At 68.2% G+C, this 17,620-nt stretch carries 12 protein-coding genes; 5 read left to right on the top strand and 7 right to left on the bottom strand.

All coding sequences use genetic code 11. The annotated features are described in order from the left end of the window. The first annotated feature begins 70 nt into the window (after positions 1 to 70). The 5 genes from AQJ67_RS25990 to AQJ67_RS25970 are packed head-to-tail and all read left to right on the top strand — an operon-like array spanning position 71 to position 5,540. Complete coding sequence (locus tag AQJ67_RS25990; RefSeq protein WP_062721698.1) at positions 71 to 814, top strand: hypothetical protein; 744 nt, start codon at positions 71 to 73, stop codon at positions 812 to 814. Further along, positions 811 to 2,937, top strand: a complete 2,127-nt coding sequence (locus AQJ67_RS25985; RefSeq protein ID WP_062721696.1) for a hypothetical protein — start codon at positions 811 to 813, stop codon at positions 2,935 to 2,937. The genes AQJ67_RS25990 and AQJ67_RS25985 overlap by 4 nt, the downstream gene beginning before the upstream one ends. A gap of 20 nt (positions 2,938 to 2,957) precedes the next feature. Next, complete coding sequence (locus tag AQJ67_RS25980) at positions 2,958 to 3,983, top strand: hypothetical protein (RefSeq protein WP_062721694.1); 1,026 nt, start codon at positions 2,958 to 2,960, stop codon at positions 3,981 to 3,983. Beyond that, a complete protein-coding gene (locus AQJ67_RS25975; protein ID WP_062721692.1) occupies positions 3,980 to 4,498 on the top strand; it encodes a Pycsar system effector family protein in 519 nt (172 codons plus the stop codon). Before AQJ67_RS25980 ends, AQJ67_RS25975 begins: the two co-directional genes overlap by 4 nt. 40 nt (positions 4,499 to 4,538) lie before the next feature. Beyond that, positions 4,539 to 5,540: a M48 family metalloprotease gene (locus AQJ67_RS25970; RefSeq protein ID WP_062721690.1), complete on the top strand. Its 1,002-nt coding sequence runs from the start codon at positions 4,539 to 4,541 to the stop codon at positions 5,538 to 5,540. Positions 5,541 to 5,594: 54 nt separating this feature from the next. On the opposite strand, the gene AQJ67_RS25965 is transcribed toward AQJ67_RS25970, so the two are convergent. The 7 genes from AQJ67_RS25965 to rplA all read right to left on the bottom strand — a co-directional run bounded on the left by AQJ67_RS25965 (position 5,595) and on the right by rplA (position 17,609). Continuing rightward, positions 5,595 to 9,494: a DNA-directed RNA polymerase subunit beta' gene (locus tag AQJ67_RS25965; RefSeq protein WP_062721688.1), complete on the bottom strand. Its 3,900-nt coding sequence runs from the start codon at positions 9,492 to 9,494 to the stop codon at positions 5,595 to 5,597. Between the two features lie 98 nt (positions 9,495 to 9,592). Further along, a complete protein-coding gene (rpoB, locus tag AQJ67_RS25960; RefSeq protein ID WP_062721686.1) occupies positions 9,593 to 13,078 on the bottom strand; it encodes a DNA-directed RNA polymerase subunit beta in 3,486 nt (1,161 codons plus the stop codon). A 581-nt stretch (positions 13,079 to 13,659) separates the two neighbouring features. After that, on the bottom strand, positions 13,660 to 14,049 hold the full coding sequence (gene rplL / locus AQJ67_RS25955) for a 50S ribosomal protein L7/L12 (RefSeq protein WP_030046353.1): 390 nt from the start codon (positions 14,047 to 14,049) through the stop codon (positions 13,660 to 13,662). Positions 14,050 to 14,163: 114 nt separating this feature from the next. Beyond that, positions 14,164 to 14,694, bottom strand: coding sequence for a 50S ribosomal protein L10 (gene rplJ / locus AQJ67_RS25950; protein ID WP_030046352.1), 531 nt, complete (start codon positions 14,692 to 14,694; stop codon positions 14,164 to 14,166). A 290-nt stretch (positions 14,695 to 14,984) separates the two neighbouring features. Beyond that, the gene (locus AQJ67_RS25945; protein WP_244190605.1) at positions 14,985 to 15,836 is read right to left on the bottom strand and encodes an SCO4651 family lipoprotein; all 852 of its coding nucleotides are present in this window, start codon (positions 15,834 to 15,836) and stop codon (positions 14,985 to 14,987) included. Positions 15,837 to 15,944: 108 nt separating this feature from the next. Next, positions 15,945 to 16,754 carry an SCO4651 family lipoprotein gene (locus AQJ67_RS25940; protein WP_062721684.1) on the bottom strand — a complete coding sequence of 270 codons (810 nt, stop codon included), beginning with the start codon at positions 16,752 to 16,754 and terminating at the stop codon, positions 15,945 to 15,947. 129 nt (positions 16,755 to 16,883) lie between these two features. Next, positions 16,884 to 17,609, bottom strand: coding sequence for a 50S ribosomal protein L1 (rplA, locus tag AQJ67_RS25935; RefSeq protein ID WP_062721682.1), 726 nt, complete (start codon positions 17,607 to 17,609; stop codon positions 16,884 to 16,886). Positions 17,610 to 17,620: the final 11 nt, after the last annotated feature.

Raw genomic sequence — 17,620 nt, 5'->3', positions numbered from 1 at the left:
CGGTCCTCTGACGCGGGCCTGCGGCCAGCCATCGTGCTGGGCAACGGACGCCGACGTACGAGAGGCAGACATGACCGACCCCGTGTACCGCACGATCCTTCTCTTCGACATCGAGCAGTACGGCTCCCGCGACGACGTGGAACAGGCGTTCCTGCGCCGGGTCCTGTACGACGTCGTGGACGCGACGCTGGTCGCCGCCTCGGTCGACGAGACCACCCGCCTGCGCGCGGACCGCGGCGACTCCGTCATGGAGTTGATCGACACCCAGGTCTCCGTACCGACGCTGGTGAAGGCTCTCCTGACCGAGACCCCCGCCCTCCTGCACAACAAGAACCGGCTGATCGCCAGCAGCGCCCGGATGCGTCTGCGCATCGTGCTCTCGTCCGGCTACGTCGCCATCGACGAGCTGAACGGCTGGGTCGGCTCGGACCTCAACCACGCCGTACGTCTCCTCGACGCCGACCCCCTGCGTGACGCGCTCAAGCAGAGCGAGGGCGACAGCGTCCTGTGCGTGTCCGACGGGGTCTACCAGGGCGTGGTCCGGCACGGTCCGCTCGGTGTGCGCCCCGAGGACTTCCACCGCATCACAGTGGACACGAAGGAAGGGCCGACCGTCGCCTGGCTGCACGGCAGGCCGGGAACCGCGGACTCTCCCGCAGCCGCAGCCGCCGACTCCCCCTCCGTCCCCGACTCGCCCGCCCCCCAGAGCCACGTCACCCACATCAACGGCGACCAGTACGGCCAGGCCGGCGGCACCCACCACGGCGACCAGACCTTCCACTTCGACCGGCCCGCGCGGGACGAGCGCCGATGAGCCAGGAAGAGGCAGCGGGCAGCTCGGCGCAGACGGCCGAGGAGTCGTCGCAGGACGGCGAGCAGAAGAAGCAGGACGAGGCGGACAAGGAACAGCGACAGCCGAGGCAGCCGGCCTGGGCCGCCCGCCGGGACCTGATCGCGCACGGCCCGGACTTCGTCTCCACACTGGTCAGGGGCGACCAGTTCGGCCAGACAGGCGGCACGCACAACGGAGATCAGCACATCTACTTGGGCGGCCCGGCCCCGATCCCGCGCACGATGTCCGGCCCGATCTCGCCGAAGGAAATCAAGGAGGTCGGGGATTTCTTCCGAGGCTGCCCCAGTTTCGACAAGGCCCTCAAGCAGCTTCGGGACGACCGGCTCGTCATCCTGTCCGGCGGACGCGAGACAGGCCGCCGCTCCGCCGCACTGATGCTGTTGCGGCGACTGGGCATCGACCGGATGCGCTCACTCGATCCTCCCGCGTCGTTCCCCGAACTGGCGGACCAGGTGGACAGCCAGGCGGGATACGTCCTGTGCGATCTACCGGTCGGCCGGAACCATCCGGTGCGCGAGGCCCAACTGCTGTCGCTGCGGGAGCGGTTGGAGCACACGGATGCGCACCTGGTGATCACCGTCGAGCCCTCGGCGGCACTCAGCGGCCTCCCCTTTGTACGGTGGGAGCCCCCGTCGGCCAAGGACATGCTGCACGCGCACGTCACCCCGGCAACCGGGGAGTCCGCCTGGCCGGAGCTGTGCGGGCTGACGGCGGTGAAGGAGTTCCTCACCCGGTATCACCGGCCGGCCGAGATCAAGCAGTTCGCGCTGCAGCTCCTCGCGCACCGACGCGGCGAGATCGACGAGGAGCAGCTCGCCGCATACGGGGAGACCGCCGTGGCGAGCCAGGTCACCCGCTGGCTCACCGAGGAGAAGCCCGAACTGCACGACAAGGCCTTCCTCGTCTCCCTCGCCGTCTTCGACAAGGCGCCGTACGCGGTGGCGGCAGAGCTCGCCGACGGCCTCTTCGTACGCCTGCACAGAATCCAGGCCCCCAACGTCCAGCCCAGCATCCCGGTCTTCGGCAGCTCCCGCGAAGAACGGCTCCGGCTCGCTCACGCCGACGGCTACATGACCGCGGAGATCACCGAGTGGGGCCCTCTCGACGGCAAGTTCTGCGCCCGCTTCCGGGACGAGCGCACCGCCCCGATGCTGCTGGAGGAGGTGTGGAACCTCCACCCGTCGGCGCGCCCCGCCCTCGCCGAGTGGATCCGCAAGCTCGCCGACGACCGCCGCCCCCTGGTGCGTACCCGTGCGGCCTCGGCCGCCGCGCTGCTGGCCACCGCCGATCTGTCGTCCGCTCTGGCCCTGGTCATCGAGCCGTGGGCCGACGGCCGTAACCCCCATTCATGGCTGACCGCGGCCAACGCCCTCACCATGACCCAGCTGCTGAAGGTGCCGACCACCTCCCGGATCCTGCACGACTGGTGCACCGGCGACATCGAGAGCCGCCGCTGGACGGCCATCCGCGCCTACGGCCTCCTCGGCCCGGTGCACCACCAGGAGACGCTGGCCGCCCTCGTGGACGCCATGCACCGGCCGGCGCCCACCGAAGCCGAGAGCGGTGACGAGGAGGACGCGGACGCCGAGCTGTCGGAGGAGGCCCGGCAGCTCGCGGACGCACTCGAGCTCCTGCTCCTCGCCGTCCGGGAACCCGTACTGGCCGCACTCGTCGAACTGCTTCCTACGGATCGCGTAGTGCGCCCACACGCCCTGCTCGCCTTCCGCCAGGCCTGCCAGCAGACGAAGGACGACGACACCGACCGACCGCCCGTCCTCCACTGGTACGCGCAGGCCGCGGCAGCCGAGGACCAGACGGCCGCACAGCACCTGGCCTTCTTCTGGAACGCGCTGCTCGCCGACCAGACGCACAACGCGTACGCCCTGGCCATCCTGCGGGGCTGGGTACGCAGGGCCGACGGTGACCCGGAAGCCGAGTCCGCACTCGCCTCGCTGCTCGCCGCCCTCGTCACCACGTCCACCAATCGCCGACGCGTCAAGCATCTGCTGGACACGGTCCGCGACTCCAAGAGTGCTCCCTTGCCGGTTGCCGTTCGGCTGAGCAAGCACCTCGCCCTGGACTGACCCGCTTTCGGAGGCCAACCATGGAAGACCCCGAGCAAGAGCAACTGGACTGGTTCCGGCAGCAGCCCCAGCGCCCTGCCGCCCCGCGCACCGATCCCGTCCGCACCGTCTGGCAGCTCCCGCGATTCAGTCTCGGCGGCCGACGATTCACGGGGCGCATCGACCACGCCCTGGTCTGTGTGACCCGGCGGGGCGAGTACGAGACCTTCCTGCCGCCCGACCGTCCCACGAGTGTGCGGCGCTACGTCGCCCTGTACGAGGTGAACACGGATCCGCACGCCTTCCAGCTGAACGTGCCCCTGCCCAGCCTGGTCGACAGCTTCGAGTTCGAAGTCGCGGCCGACGTCGGCTGGCGGGTCGCCGATCCAAAACAGTTCGTCCGCAGCCAGGAGCGCGACGTGCCCGGCCTGCTCACGCGCGAGTTGCTGCCGCTGATGCGGGACGCCGGGCGCCGCCACCCGATAGATGCCAGTGCCGAGGCGGAGCGGGCCGTACAGCAGAGAGTGGACGCCGCGACATCACTCGGCCGGGATCAGGGTCTGCGGGTCACCTGTTCCATACGCCTGCGCCGCGACGCCACCGAGCGCTCCCACCAGTCCCGCCTGCGCACCGCCCGGCACGAGGCGGAGGCCGCGCTGCCCGAGCACGAGGTGAACCGGCGCCGCGAGACATACGAGGCCCGGCTCAGGGACGAGCAGATCAGGTTCTACGAATCCACGCTGGCCAGGGGCGGCACCGCCGCCCTCGCCCTGCACCTGGCCGCACACCCCGAGGAGACCCAGCGCGTCCTGGACCATCTGCAGGCCGGCCAGAACAAGCTGCTGGACACCCAGATGGATCTGATCAACCAGGCGTTGACCGGCAAACGCCTGGAGGATCACCAACTCCACGAGCCCCATGAGCTCATCGCCGAGCGTATGAAGACCATCCTGCGGACCGGCGCCCTCGCCGAGGCGGAGAACCCGCCTTCGTCCGCGGAGCTGGAGCGACAACCGCCGGCGACCGAGTCCGGCCCGGCCGACGACGACCGGGCAGCCCTCACATGAACCGGGCCGTCACCTCGCCGGACGACCCCGGAGCACAGGTGGCCGCCCGGCTGCTCACAGAACTCCGCGGCGAGATCACCCGCGCCGACAGCAAGGCCACCGTCCTGGTCGGAGCGCTCGGCATCTCGGCGGGCGTGCTGGCCGCGCTGCTGACCAGCCGCCACTGGACCCCGGCCCGGCTCCCCGGCCCCGCCGCCCTGCTGTGGTGGGCCGGGGTGTTCTCCCTGGTCATCGCCCTCTTCGCCCTGCTGCTGGCGGTGCTGCCCCGCTACGGACGAAGCCGCTGGACGCCCGGTCGGCCGCTCACCTACTTCGGCGACATACGGCGAGCCGCACAGGTCGGCCGGCTCACCGCCGCACTCACGGACACGGGACGCGACCCCGTCAGGGCCCTGCTGCTCGCCCTGACCGAGACGAGCGCCATCGCCTCCCGCAAGCACTTTTGGATCCGGACCGGCCTGATCGCCTTCGGCAACGCAGCGGTCCTGCTGCCCGGGTCGATGCTCCTCGCCTGAACCTCCCCGCTCTGTGCCGTCGGCACGGGAAGGAAGAACCATGCCCCCGTCGTACGAGTCCGGGATACCGGAGGAACCGGCCCCCTCCCCGTCGGAGCCGGACGACCTTCTCGGGCGTACTGGCCGTATCCACATCACCGCACGTCAGCGCGGCGTGGACGTCACCACCCTCGGATCGCTGGTGCTCCACCTCCCGCACCTGTTCGCCGGCCTGGCCGTCGTCTTCGGGGCGGCGTACGCCGTGGACGCCCTGAGCGGCATGCCCTGGTGGGCGCCGTTCGGATGCTGGGTGCTGAGCGGTTCCCTGGCCTTCCACCAGCCCTGCGAACGGCTCATGGCCCGACGGCTGTTCGGCCTGCGCCACCCCACCCCGGAGGAGGGGCGGAAGCTACGGTCCGTGTGGCGTGAGGTCACCGCCCGTGCGGGAGTGGACGGCAACGCCTACCAGCTGTGGGTCGAGGACGGCGTCGGGATCAACGCCATGGCCGCGGCCGGTCACATCGTCGGTGTCACCAGCCACTCGCTGCGGACCCTGCAGTCCGCCCAGCTCGCCGGCGTACTCGCGCATGAGCTGGGCCATCACGCCCGGGGACACGCCTGGGCATCGCTGCTCACCTCCTGGTACGCCCTGCCGGGGCGGCTCGCCTGGCGGCTGCTGCTGCGGCTGGCCTCGCAGGTCGACCGCCTGCCCGTGGGCGCCGCCGCCGTACTGATCGGTGTGCTGGGCGCCACCGTGGTCGCCCTCGCGACGGCCACGTACGGCCTGGTGTTCCTGCCGTTGGCCACCCCTTACGTGGCCGCAGCCGTGTCCAGGCGCGCCGAGCTCAGGGCGGACGAGCACGCGGCGGGTCTCGGCTTCGCGCCCCAGCTGATCACCGTGCTGCACGAGGAGCACCAGCGGGAGGAGTCCGAGCGGGCGGTCGCCGCGGCCGGGGGTGCCCCGTTCGGACCACAGGGCCTGATCGCACGGCTGCTGGACTCGCATCCGGATGTGCACACGCGCCTGCACCACCTACAGGCACACCTGGAAAGCGGCCACTGACACGCCGAAGGGCGGCCACCCCGAGAGGTGACCGCCCTTCAGTGGACGTACGCCTTACTGGTTGTACGGACCGTAGTCGTAGTCCTCCAGCGGAACGGCCTGGCCGGAGCCCGTACCGAACGGCGAGTAGTCGATGTCGTCGTAGCCGACGGCCGAGTACATCGCGGCCTTGGCCTCCTCGGTCGGCTCGACCCGGATGTTGCGGTAGCGGGACAGACCCGTACCGGCCGGGATGAGCTTACCGATGATGACGTTCTCCTTGAGGCCGATCAGGGAGTCGGACTTGGCGTTGATCGCCGCGTCCGTGAGGACCCTGGTCGTCTCCTGGAAGGACGCCGCCGACAGCCAGGACTCCGTGGCCAGCGAGGCCTTGGTGATACCCATGAGCTGCGGACGACCGGAGGCCGGGTGACCGCCCTCCTGCACCACACGACGGTTCTCGGTCTCGAACTTCGAGCGCTCGACCAGCTCGCCGGGCAGCAGCTCGGCGTCGCCGGACTCGATGATCGTCACACGGCGCAGCATCTGCCGGATGATGATCTCGATGTGCTTGTCGTGGATCGACACACCCTGCGAGTTGTAGACCTTCTGGACCTCGCCGACCAGGTGGACCTGGACGGCACGCTGACCCAGGATGCGCAGCACGTCGTGCGGGTTGGTGGCACCCACGGTGAGCTTCTGGCCCACCTCGACGTGCTCGCCCTCGCTGACCAGGAGCCGGGCACGCTTCGAGATCGGGTACGCCGTCTCGTCGCTGCCGTCGTCCGGGGTGACGACGATCTTCTTGGTCTTCTCGGTCTCCTCGATCCGGACGCGGCCGGTGGCCTCGGAGATCGGGGCGACACCCTTCGGGGTACGGGCCTCGAAGAGCTCGACGACACGCGGCAGACCCTGGGTGATGTCGTCACCGGCCACACCACCGGTGTGGAAGGTACGCATCGTCAGCTGGGTACCGGGCTCACCGATGGACTGGGCGGCGATGATGCCGACCGCCTCACCGATGTCGACCAGCTTGCCGGTGGCCAGCGAGCGGCCGTAGCACATGGCGCAGGTGCCGACGGCGGACTCACAGGTCAGGACCGAGCGGGTCTTGACCTCCTCGACGCCCGCGCCGACCAGCACGTCGATGAGGACGTCACCGAGGTCGACGCCCGCCGGGGCGAGCACCTTGCCGTCGACGACGATGTCCTCGGCGAGGCAGCGCGCGTACACGGACGTCTCGGCGTTGTCCGCCTTGCGCAGGACGCCGTCGGCGCCGCGCTCGGCGATGGCCAGCTTGAGGCCGCGCTCGGTGCCGCAGTCCTCCTCGCGGATGATGACGTCCTGCGAGACGTCCACCAGACGACGGGTCAGGTAACCCGAGTCGGCGGTACGCAGGGCGGTGTCCGCCAGACCCTTACGGGCACCGTGCGTGGAGATGAAGTACTCCAGCACGGACAGGCCCTCACGGAAGGACGCCTTGATCGGACGCGGGATCGTCTCGTTCTTGGCGTTCGACACCAGACCACGCATACCGGCGATCTGCCGCATCTGCATCATGTTTCCTCGGGCACCCGAGTCAACCATCATGAAGATGGGGTTCGTCTTGGGGAAGTTCTCGTTCATCGCCTCGGCGACCTCGTTGGTCGCCTTGGTCCAGATCGCGATGAGCTCCTGAGTGCGCTCTTCCTTGGTGATCAGACCGCGCTCGTACTGCTTCTGGACTTTCTCGTCCTGCGCCTCGTAGCCGCGGACGATCTCCTTCTTCGCCTCGGGAACGACGACGTCGGAGATGGCCACGGTGACACCGGAACGGGTCGCCCAGTAGAAGCCGGCCGCCTTCAGGTTGTCGAGCGTCGCCGCCACGATGACCTTGGGGTAGCGCTCGGCCAGGTCGTTGACGATCTCGGAGAGCTGCTTCTTGCCCACCGAGTAGTCGACGAACGGGTAGTCCTCGGGCAGCAGCTCGTTGAAGAGCGCGCGGCCCAGGGTGGTGCGCAGGCGGAAGGTGTCCCCCTGCTGCCACTCGGGCTCGCCCTCCTCCTGCGCCGGCGGGGTCCAGCCGCGCGGCGGGATGGTGCCCACCGGGAAGCGGATGTCGATCGCCGACTGCAGCGCCAGCTCACCGGCGTCGAACGCCATGATCGCCTCGGCCGTGGAGCCGAAGGACCGGCCCTCGCCCTTGGTGTCACGCAGCTCGCCGTCGGTGGTGAGGAAGAACAGACCGAGGACCATGTCCTGGGTCGGCATCGTCACCGGACGGCCGTCGGCGGGCTTGAGGATGTTGTTCGAGGACAGCATCAGGATGCGGGCCTCGGCCTGCGCCTCCGCGGACAGCGGCAGGTGCACGGCCATCTGGTCACCGTCGAAGTCCGCGTTGAACGCGGTGCAGACGAGCGGGTGGATCTGGATGGCCTTGCCCTCGACCAGCTGCGGCTCGAAGGCCTGGATGCCGAGGCGGTGCAGGGTGGGAGCACGGTTCAGCAGCACCGGGTGCTCGGCGATGACCTCTTCGAGGACGTCGTACACGACGGTACGGCCGCGCTCGACCATGCGCTTCGCAGACTTGATGTTCTGCGCGTGGTTGAGGTCGACGAGCCGCTTCATCACGAACGGCTTGAAGAGCTCCAGCGCCATCGCCTTCGGCAGACCGCACTGGTGCAGCTTCAGCTGCGGACCGACGACGATCACGGAACGCGCGGAGTAGTCCACACGCTTACCGAGCAGGTTCTGACGGAATCGACCCTGCTTACCCTTCAGCATGTCGCTGAGGGACTTCAGCGGGCGGTTACCGGGGCCGGTGACCGGGCGACCACGACGGCCGTTGTCGAACAGCGCGTCGACGGCCTCCTGGAGCATGCGCTTCTCGTTGTTCACGATGATCTCGGGCGCACCGAGGTCGAGAAGGCGCTTCAGTCGGTTGTTCCGGTTGATCACACGGCGGTACAGGTCGTTCAGGTCGGAGGTCGCGAAGCGGCCACCGTCCAGCTGCACCATCGGGCGAAGGTCCGGCGGGATGACCGGGACGCAGTCGAGGACCATGCCCTTGGGGCTGTTGGAGGTCTGCAGGAAGGCAGACACGACCTTCAGCCGCTTCAGCGCACGGGTCTTCTTCTGGCCCTTGCCGGTGCGGATGATCTCGCGGAGGCGCTCGGCCTCCTCGTCGAGGTCGAAGGACTCCAGGCGCTTCTGCAGCGCCGCGGCACCCATCGAACCGTCGAAGTACGTGCCGAAGCGGTCACGCAGCTCGCGGTAGAGCAGCTCGTCGCCCTCGAGGTCCTGGACCTTGAGGTTCTTGAACCGGGTCCACACCTCGTCGAGACGGTCGATCTCGCGCTGCGCACGGTCACGCAGCTGCTTCATCTCGCGCTCGGCACCCTCGCGCACCTTGCGGCGCACGTCGGCCTTGGCGCCCTCGGCCTCCAGCTCGGCCAGGTCGGTCTCGAGCTTCTTGGCGCGGGCCTCCAGGTCGGCGTCCCGGCGGTTCTCGATCTGCTGCCGCTCGACGGAGACGTGCGCCTCCAGGGAGGGCAGGTCGCGGGTACGACGCTCCTCGTCGACGTACGTGATCATGTACGCCGCGAAGTAGATGACCTTCTCGAGGTCCTTGGGCGCCAGGTCCAGCAGGTAGCCGAGGCGCGAAGGAACACCCTTGAAGTACCAGATGTGCGTGACAGGCGCGGCCAGCTCGATGTGGCCCATCCGCTCACGACGCACCTTGGCGCGAGTGACCTCGACGCCGCAGCGCTCACAGATGATGCCCTTGAAGCGGACACGCTTGTACTTGCCGCAGTAGCACTCCCAGTCCCGGGTCGGACCGAAGATCTTCTCGCAGAAGAGTCCGTCCTTTTCCGGCTTGAGGGTGCGGTAGTTGATGGTCTCGGGCTTCTTGACCTCGCCGTGGCTCCACTGACGGATGTCGTCAGCGGTGGCCAGACCGATCCGGAGCTCATCGAAGAAGTTGACGTCGAGCACTATGCGTCAATCCCTCTCAGGGTTGTAAGTCTTGGGGTCTGAAACGGGGGCCTGGGGGTCGGCGGGGCCCTGTGGGTGAGGGCCCCGCCGGACTCCCGTCAGACCTCTTCGACGCTGCTCGGCTCGCGCCGGGACAGGTCGATGCCGAGCTCCTCCGCAGCGCGGAAGACGTCCTCGTCGGTGTCACGCATCTCGATGGACATACCGTCGCTGGACAGCACCTCCACGTTCAGGCAGAGCGACTGCATCTCCTTGATGAGCACCTTGAAGGACTCGGGGATGCCGGGCTCGGGGATGTTCTCGCCCTTGACGATGGCCTCGTAGACCTTCACGCGGCCGGTGACGTCGTCGGACTTGATGGTCAGCAGCTCCTGGAGGGCGTACGCGGCGCCGTAAGCCTCCAGCGCCCACACCTCCATCTCACCGAAGCGCTGGCCACCGAACTGGGCCTTACCACCCAGCGGCTGCTGGGTGATCATGCTGTACGGACCGGTCGAGCGAGCGTGGAGCTTGTCGTCGACCAGGTGGTGCAGCTTCAGGATGTACATGTAGCCGATGGAGATCGGGTCCGGGAACGGCTCACCGCTACGGCCGTCGAACAGCCGCGCCTTACCGGTCGGCTGCACCATGCGCTCGCCGTCGCGGTTCGGGATGGTGTGCTGCAGCAGACCCGCGAGCTCGTCCTCACGGGCACCGTCGAAGACCGGGGTCGCGACGTTGGTGCCCGGCTGGACCGAGTCGGCGCCGATCGCCTGGAGGCGCTGCGCCCAGTCGTCCGCGAGGCCGGAGACGTCCCAGCCGCGGCTGGCGAGCCAGCCGAGGTGGATCTCCAGGACCTGTCCCGGGTTCATTCGGGACGGCACACCCAGCGGGTTGAGGATGATGTCGACCGGAGTTCCGTCCTCGAGGAACGGCATGTCCTCGATCGGAAGGATCTTCGAGATAACACCCTTGTTGCCGTGACGGCCGGCGAGCTTGTCACCGTCGGTGATCTTGCGCTTCTGCGCCACGTAGACACGAACCAGCTGGTTCACGCCCGGCGGCAGCTCGTCGCCCTCTTCACGGTCGAAGACGCGGACGCCGATGACCTTGCCGATCTCGCCGTGCGGGACCTTCAGCGAGGTGTCACGGACCTCACGGGCCTTCTCACCGAAGATCGCGCGCAGCAGGCGCTCCTCCGGCGTCAGCTCGGTCTCACCCTTGGGCGTGACCTTGCCGACGAGGATGTCGCCGGCGACGACCTCGGCACCGATCCGGATGATGCCGCGCTCGTCGAGGTCGGCGAGGACCTCCTCGGAGACGTTCGGGATGTCCCGGGTGATCTCCTCGGGGCCGAGCTTGGTGTCACGGGCGTCGACCTCGTGCTCCTCGATGTGGATCGAGGAGAGGACGTCGTCCTGCACGAGGCGCTGCGACAGGATGATCGCGTCCTCGTAGTTGTGACCCTCCCACGGCATGAACGCCACGAGCAGGTTCTTGCCCAGCGCCATCTCGCCGTTCTCGGTGGCCGGACCGTCGGCCAGGACCTGGCCCTCGATGATCCGGTCGCCCTCGTTGACGATGACCTTCTGGTTGACCGAGGTGCCCTGGTTGGAGCGGGCGAACTTGGCCAGGCGGTACGTGATGTACGTGCCGTCGTCGTTGGCGGTGGTGATGTAGTCCGCGGAGACCTCCTGGACCACACCCGCCTTCTCGGCCTTGACCACGTCGCCGGCGTCGACGGCGGAGCGGTACTCCATGCCGGTGCCGACGAGCGGGGACTCGCTCTTGATGAGCGGGACGGCCTGACGCATCATGTTCGCGCCCATGAGGGCACGGTTGGCGTCGTCGTGCTCGAGGAAGGGGATCATGGCGGTCGCGACCGACACCATCTGGCGCGGCGAGACATCCATGTAGTCCACGTCGTCACCGGCGACGTAGTCGACCTCGCCGCCACGGCGGCGGACCAGGACGCGGTTCTCGGTGAAGCGCAGGTCGTCGTTGAGCGTGGCGTTGGCCTGCGCGATGACGAAGCGGTCCTCTTCGTCGGCCGTCAGGTAGTCCACCTCGTCGGTGACCTGACCGTCGACGACCTTGCGGTACGGCGTCTCCACGAAACCGAACGCGTTGACGCGGCCGTAGGAGGCGAGCGAACCGATCAGACCGATGTTCGGGCCCTCAGGGGTCTCAATGGGGCACATACGGCCGTAGTGAGACGGGTGCACGTCACGGACCTCGAAGCCGGCCCGCTCACGGGAGAGACCACCCGGGCCAAGAGCCGACAGACGGCGCTTGTGGGTGAGACCCGACAGCGGGTTGTTCTGGTCCATGAACTGCGACAGCTGGCTGGTGCCGAAGAACTCCTTGATGGAGGCGACGACCGGCCGGATGTTGATCAGGGTCTGCGGCGTGATCGCCTCGACGTCCTGGGTCGTCATGCGCTCACGGACGACGCGCTCCATACGAGCCAGACCCGTGCGGACCTGGTTCTGGATGAGCTCGCCGACGCTGCGCAGACGACGGTTGCCGAAGTGGTCGATGTCGTCGGTCTCGACGACGATCGTCTGGCCGTTGTCCGCGGCCGTCTCGGTCTCGCCGGCGTGCAGCTTCACCAGGTACTTGATCGTCGAGATGACGTCCTCGACGGTCAGGATGCCCGCGTCGAGCGGAGCCTCCGCACCCAGCTTCTTGTTGACCTTGTAGCGGCCGACCTTGGCGAGGTCGTAGCGCTTCGGGTTGAAGTACAGGTTCTCCAGAAGCGTCTGCGCGGCCTCACGCGTGGGGGGCTCGCCCGGACGCAGCTTGCGGTAGATGTCGAGCAGCGCGTCGTCCTGGCCCTGGGTGTGGTCCTTCTCCAGGGTGGCGCGCATGGACTCGTACTCGCCGAACTCCTCGAGGATCTGCTCGGTCGTCCAACCGAGAGCCTTGAGCAGAACGGTCACGGACTGCTTGCGCTTGCGGTCGATGCGGACACCGACCATGTCGCGCTTGTCGATCTCCATCTCCAGCCAGGCACCCCGGGACGGGATGATCTTGGCGGAGAAGATGTCCTTGTCGGACGTCTTGTCGATCGAGCTGTCGAAGTAGACACCCGGCGAACGGACCAGCTGCGACACCACGACACGCTCGGTGCCGTTGATGACGAAGGTGCCCTTGTGGGTCATGAGCGGGAAGTCGCCCATGAAGACCGTCTGGGACTTGATCTCGCCGGTCTCGTTGTTGGTGAACTCAGCCGTCACGAAGAGCGGGGCGGCGTACGTGAAGTCGCGCTCCTTGCACTCGTCGATGCTGTTCTTCGGCGGCTCGAAACGGTGGTCGCGGAACGTCAGCGACATCGACCCGGAGAAGTCCTCGATCGGGGAGATCTCCTCGAAGATCTCCTCCAGACCGGACTTGGTGGGGACGTCCTGACCCGACTCCAGAGCCGCCTCGACCCGACTCTGCCAGGCGGTGTTGCCGAGCAGCCAGTCGAAGCTCTCGGTCTGCAGCGCGAGCAGGTTCGGAACCTCGAGGGGCTCCTTGATCTTTGCAAAAGAGATGCGCAGCGGGGCGGTGCTGGCGCCGTTGTTCGTATTCGCGGTCGAGGCAGTGCGCGAGGCGGCCAAGAGGGGGTCCTTCCGAGGGCTCGGACTCACTACGCGCGTACCGGCCCCTCACCGGGACACAGAGACACGGGGTTCCTTCTCCGACCAAAGAATGGCCAGGTCAGGGATGGTCCGGTCATCGGTGCTCAAGCGAGGGCATGCCCCTGGTGACGGGCAGGGGACAGCTAACAGGCAGCGCAAAGGGTCAGTGTAGCCACTTGGCACACTGATGTCCAGTGCGGGTTTTTCGCGACCCTCGTTGTTCTCAACGCCCTCGGCATGCTCGCCCTCAATGCACGTTGATACTGCCCTCTTCGTCGCCGATCCATGCCTCGGATTCGGATCCTTGTGACGACGCGTCCTGAGAATTGCGCGCTGCGTGCGGTTCGTCAAGGCCCCCATGCCCGAACCCAGGGGCTCCCGGAGACACGACGAAGATCACCATACCCCCCGCCCTAGCGGGTGCAAGGTAACCGTGGCCGCGCCCCCAGGAACGCCGAAGAGCGACCACCCGAATGGATGATCGCTCTTGGAGGCGACTGCGTTACAGCCTTACGAGGCTGCGTTCAGTACGCGAGACGGTCGTACTCGACCGAAAGGTCTTACTTGACCTCGACGGAGGCGCCGGCGCCCTTGAGGGACTCGGCGGCCTTCTCGGCGGCGTCCTTGGCGACCTTCTCGAGAACGGGCTTCGGGGCGCCGTCCACGAGGTCCTTGGCCTCCTTCAGGCCCAGGGAGGTCAGCTCACGCACGACCTTGATGACCTGGATCTTCTTGTCGCCGGCACCGGTGAGGATGACGTCGAACTCGTCCTTCTCCTCGACGGCCTCGGCGGCGGCGCCACCAGCGGCACCACCGGCGACGACGACCGGCGCGGCAGCGGCGGCGGTGACGTCGAACTTGTCCTCGAAGGCCTTCACGAACTCGGAGAGCTCGATGAGGGTCATCTCCTCGAACTGCGCGAGCAGGTCTTCCTGGCTGAGCTTCGCCATGATGGCGGTCCTTCCACTAAATCGGCAGGTGCCGGATGTACTGGGTGAGGCGGGCGTACGTCGGCCCGCTGTGGCCTCCGCGGTCAGGCTGCGGCGGCCAGTGTGCGAGCCGAATTACTCGGCACCGCCCTGCTCGGCCTGCTTGGCGCGGAGCGCGTCCACCGTGCGGACGAGCTTCGACGGCAGCGCCTGGAAGACGGAGGCAGCCTGGGACTGCTTCGCCTTGAAGGCACCGGCCAGCTTGCTGAGCAGAACCTCGCGGGACTCGAGGTCCGCAAGCTTCTTGATCTCGTCGGCGCTGAGCGCCTTACCCTCAAGGACACCGCCCTTGATGACGAGATTCGGGTTGTCCTTGGCGAAGTCACGGAGACCCTTCGCCGACTCCACCGGGTCACCGGTGACGAAGGCGACAGCCGTCGGACCGTTGAACAGGTCGTCCAGCGTCGTGATCCCGGCCTCGTTGGCCGCAATCTTGGTCAGCGTGTTCTTCACCACGGCGTACTGGGCGTTCTCACCGAGCGAACGACGCAGCGTCTTGAGCTGCGCCACGGTGAGACCGCGGTACTCGGTCAGCACGGCAGCGTTGGAGTTGCGGAACTGCTCCGTCAACTCGGCCACTGCGGCAGCCTTGTCGGGCCTCGCCATGAGCCTCGGCCTCCTTCCGGGTGATTCTGACCGCGCGGACCCGAAGGAGGACTGGGGAAAACGAAACGCCCCGGCGCAGGCGCACGGGGCGGACTCGACCGGTGGCACACACGTTGACGTACGCGCTCCGGGAGTTCTTCCACAGTCACCTGCGCGGGTCGCCCGCATTTTCAGCGGATCCTTCGGCCACCGCGCCCTCTCACGAGCGCACGGCAACGACCAGCGGTCTTTGGCTTCTGTAGGAGAGTACGGGACTCAGTCGCAGTCAGGCAAATCGGCCCCCACGGCCCTCAGCTCCCGCTCTTCTTCAGCGGCTTGCGCATGTCCGCCGTGTCGTCGGCGCGCGGCGCGCGGACACTCACGGGCTTGTCCTGGTCGAGGAAGGTGAAGGTGAGGTCGAGCGCGCCGTGGCGGCCGAAGCCCTGGGTGCGGAGCTGCTTGACGTGCTCGTCGCGGTCGACCCACACGTCCAGGCTGAGCTCGTCCACGCCCGCCTTCTCGTACTGGTCGAGGCTGTTCGCCCGCCCTTCCCTGACGGCCTTGTCCTTGATCCCCTCGAGCGAGGCCCGGAGCTCGTCGACCGTGGCCGTGCCCGTGTAATGCGCCGTATCGGCGCCGCCGACCTTCTCTGAGCCGACGCGCTTCACGTCCTCGGCGTCGGCGAGGAAGGCGGCCTCCCGTGCCGGGTTGCGGCCGACCTGGTCGCGCAGGCCGCCGACGTCCATACGCAGGCCGCTGTCCGTGGTGAACTCCTCGTCCGGGCCGTAGCTGATCCAGTGCCGGCCGCCCAGCTGCCCGACCATGTCGTCCCCTGCGCTGCCGTACAGCACCCCGCCGACCAGACGCAGCTCGGTCTCGCCCTTCTGGTCGCCGCTCAGGTTGGCCGTCGTGAGCCGTGCCTCCAGCGGCTTCCTCCGGACGCTCCCCTCGTCCGCTATCCGCCCCCGCTCCGGAAACCGGCCGGTCACGCGATAGCGCAGGGAAGCGAGCCCTTCGGTCCTCTCCGCGGCCCGCGCGACGGCGTCGGCGGCCGATGAGCCGGCGGACCCCTGCACACCGGCTCCCTCCCCACAACCGGCGAGCAGCAGCACGGCGGCCGGCAGAGCGACGGCAGGCAGGACGGCACGTACGGCAAGCCTCACTGATTCCCCCCAAGGAACACACGGCTGATGCGAACACATGGCTGATGCGTGGTCGGCGCACAGCAAGATCGGGAGCGTATCCCAGGCGGCCTGAACAGTCCTGCGAATTCAGCGCCCCGCCGAGCCCGTCAGCAGCCTCTTGAGGTCCGCCGTGTCCTCCGCCGGGGGCTTCTCGACCGTGGCCTTGACTCCGTAGTCGCTGTAGTACGCGGTCTGGGTCAGCCGCCCCGTGGCCGTCCGTCCCTTCTCGACCTTCTTGACCAGCAGGTCCCGGCCGTCGACCCATATGTCGACGGTCTGTTCGGTGGTGCCGCCGTCCACCCGCACCGACCCGGAGTAGTGCGTGGTGCGCTCGCCTGCGACCGTCTCCTCGCCGACCTTCCGTACGTCCGTGGAGGACAGCAGCCGCTTCACCGACGCGTGCGGAGCGGTATCGCGCATCTGGGCCGCGAGATCGGCTCCGGAGCTGCCGGCGAGGTCGTCCAGGTCGTCGTAGGCGTACTTGATCCAGTGCTTGCCGTCGGTCTTCGCGGCGAACGCCTCGCCTATGCGCGCGTAGTAGGCGTCGGGGAGGTAGCGGGCCTCCATCGACGTGGTCCCGAGGCGGCGCATCGCCTCGGCCGTCGTGCCCCCGGTGTAGGTGATGGTCATGATGCCCGTGAGGTCGTCGGGCCAGGCGAGGGTGCCGTCGGCCTTCATGGACAGCGTGGAGCCGATGGTGGTCGTGGATCTGACGCGAGCGGACGCGGCCCGGTCGGTGGAGCGCTCGACGGTGCGCAGGGCGGCCGTCACGGCGCGGGCCGGCCCGGTGCGCTCCGCCTTCTCGGGGCGGTCGGCGGAGGTGCAGGCGGCCAGGGCCGTCAGCGCGGTCAGCAGCGCGACCCAGAACGCCGACCGGCGCACCCTCGTGCTCGTCATTCGTCCCCCCTGTGCGAATCCCGTGAATGCACGTTAACCCAGGGCACTGACAACGTGCCTGGGAACGGGGACGGGCCCCACACCCGTGAAGAGTGTGGGGCCCGCTTTCGAGCCTGGTGAGCCGGTGGCTCAGACCGCGGCCGGGTCCTCCTCGACGAGGAGGTTGCGGGTGCGGTTCGGGTCGACGGGAACGCCGGGGCCGATCGTGGTGCTGATCGCGGCCTTCTTGATGTAGCGACCCTTGGCGGCCGACGGCTTCAGACGGAGGATCTCCTCCAGCGCGGCACCGTAGTTCTCCACCAGCTTGGCGTCGTCGAAGGACGCCTTGCCGATGATGAAGTGCAGGTTCGAGTGCTTGTCGACGCGGAACTCGATCTTGCCGCCCTTGATCTCGGTCACGGCCTTGGCCACGTCCGGGGTCACGGTGCCGGTCTTCGGGTTCGGCATCAGACCACGCGGGCCGAGGACACGGCCGAGGCGGCCGACCTTGCCCATGAGGTCCGGGGTGGCGACGACGGCGTCGAAGTCCAGGCGGCCCTTCGAGACCTCGTCGATCAGCTCGTCGGCACCGACGATGTCGGCGCCCGCGGCACGCGCGGCCTCGGCACGGTCGCCGGTCGCGAAGACCAGGACCCGGGCGGTCTTACCGGTGCCGTGCGGAAGGTTCACGGTGCCACGGACCATCTGGTCGGCCTTACGCGGGTCGACACCCAGACGGAAGGCGACCTCGACGGTGCCGTCGAACTTGGACGTGGACGTCTCCTTGGCGAGACGGACGGCCTCGAGCGGGGCGTACAGCTTCTCCCGGTCGATCTTGGCGTCCGCAGCGCGGAGAGTCTTGCTGCGCTTGCTCACTACTGCTCCTG

Source organism: Streptomyces caeruleatus (assembly GCF_001514235.1).
Lineage (GTDB): Bacteria > Actinomycetota > Actinomycetes > Streptomycetales > Streptomycetaceae > Streptomyces > Streptomyces caeruleatus.
Note: the sequence above shows the minus strand (reverse complement) of the source record. Positions and strands in the feature narration are given on the sequence as shown.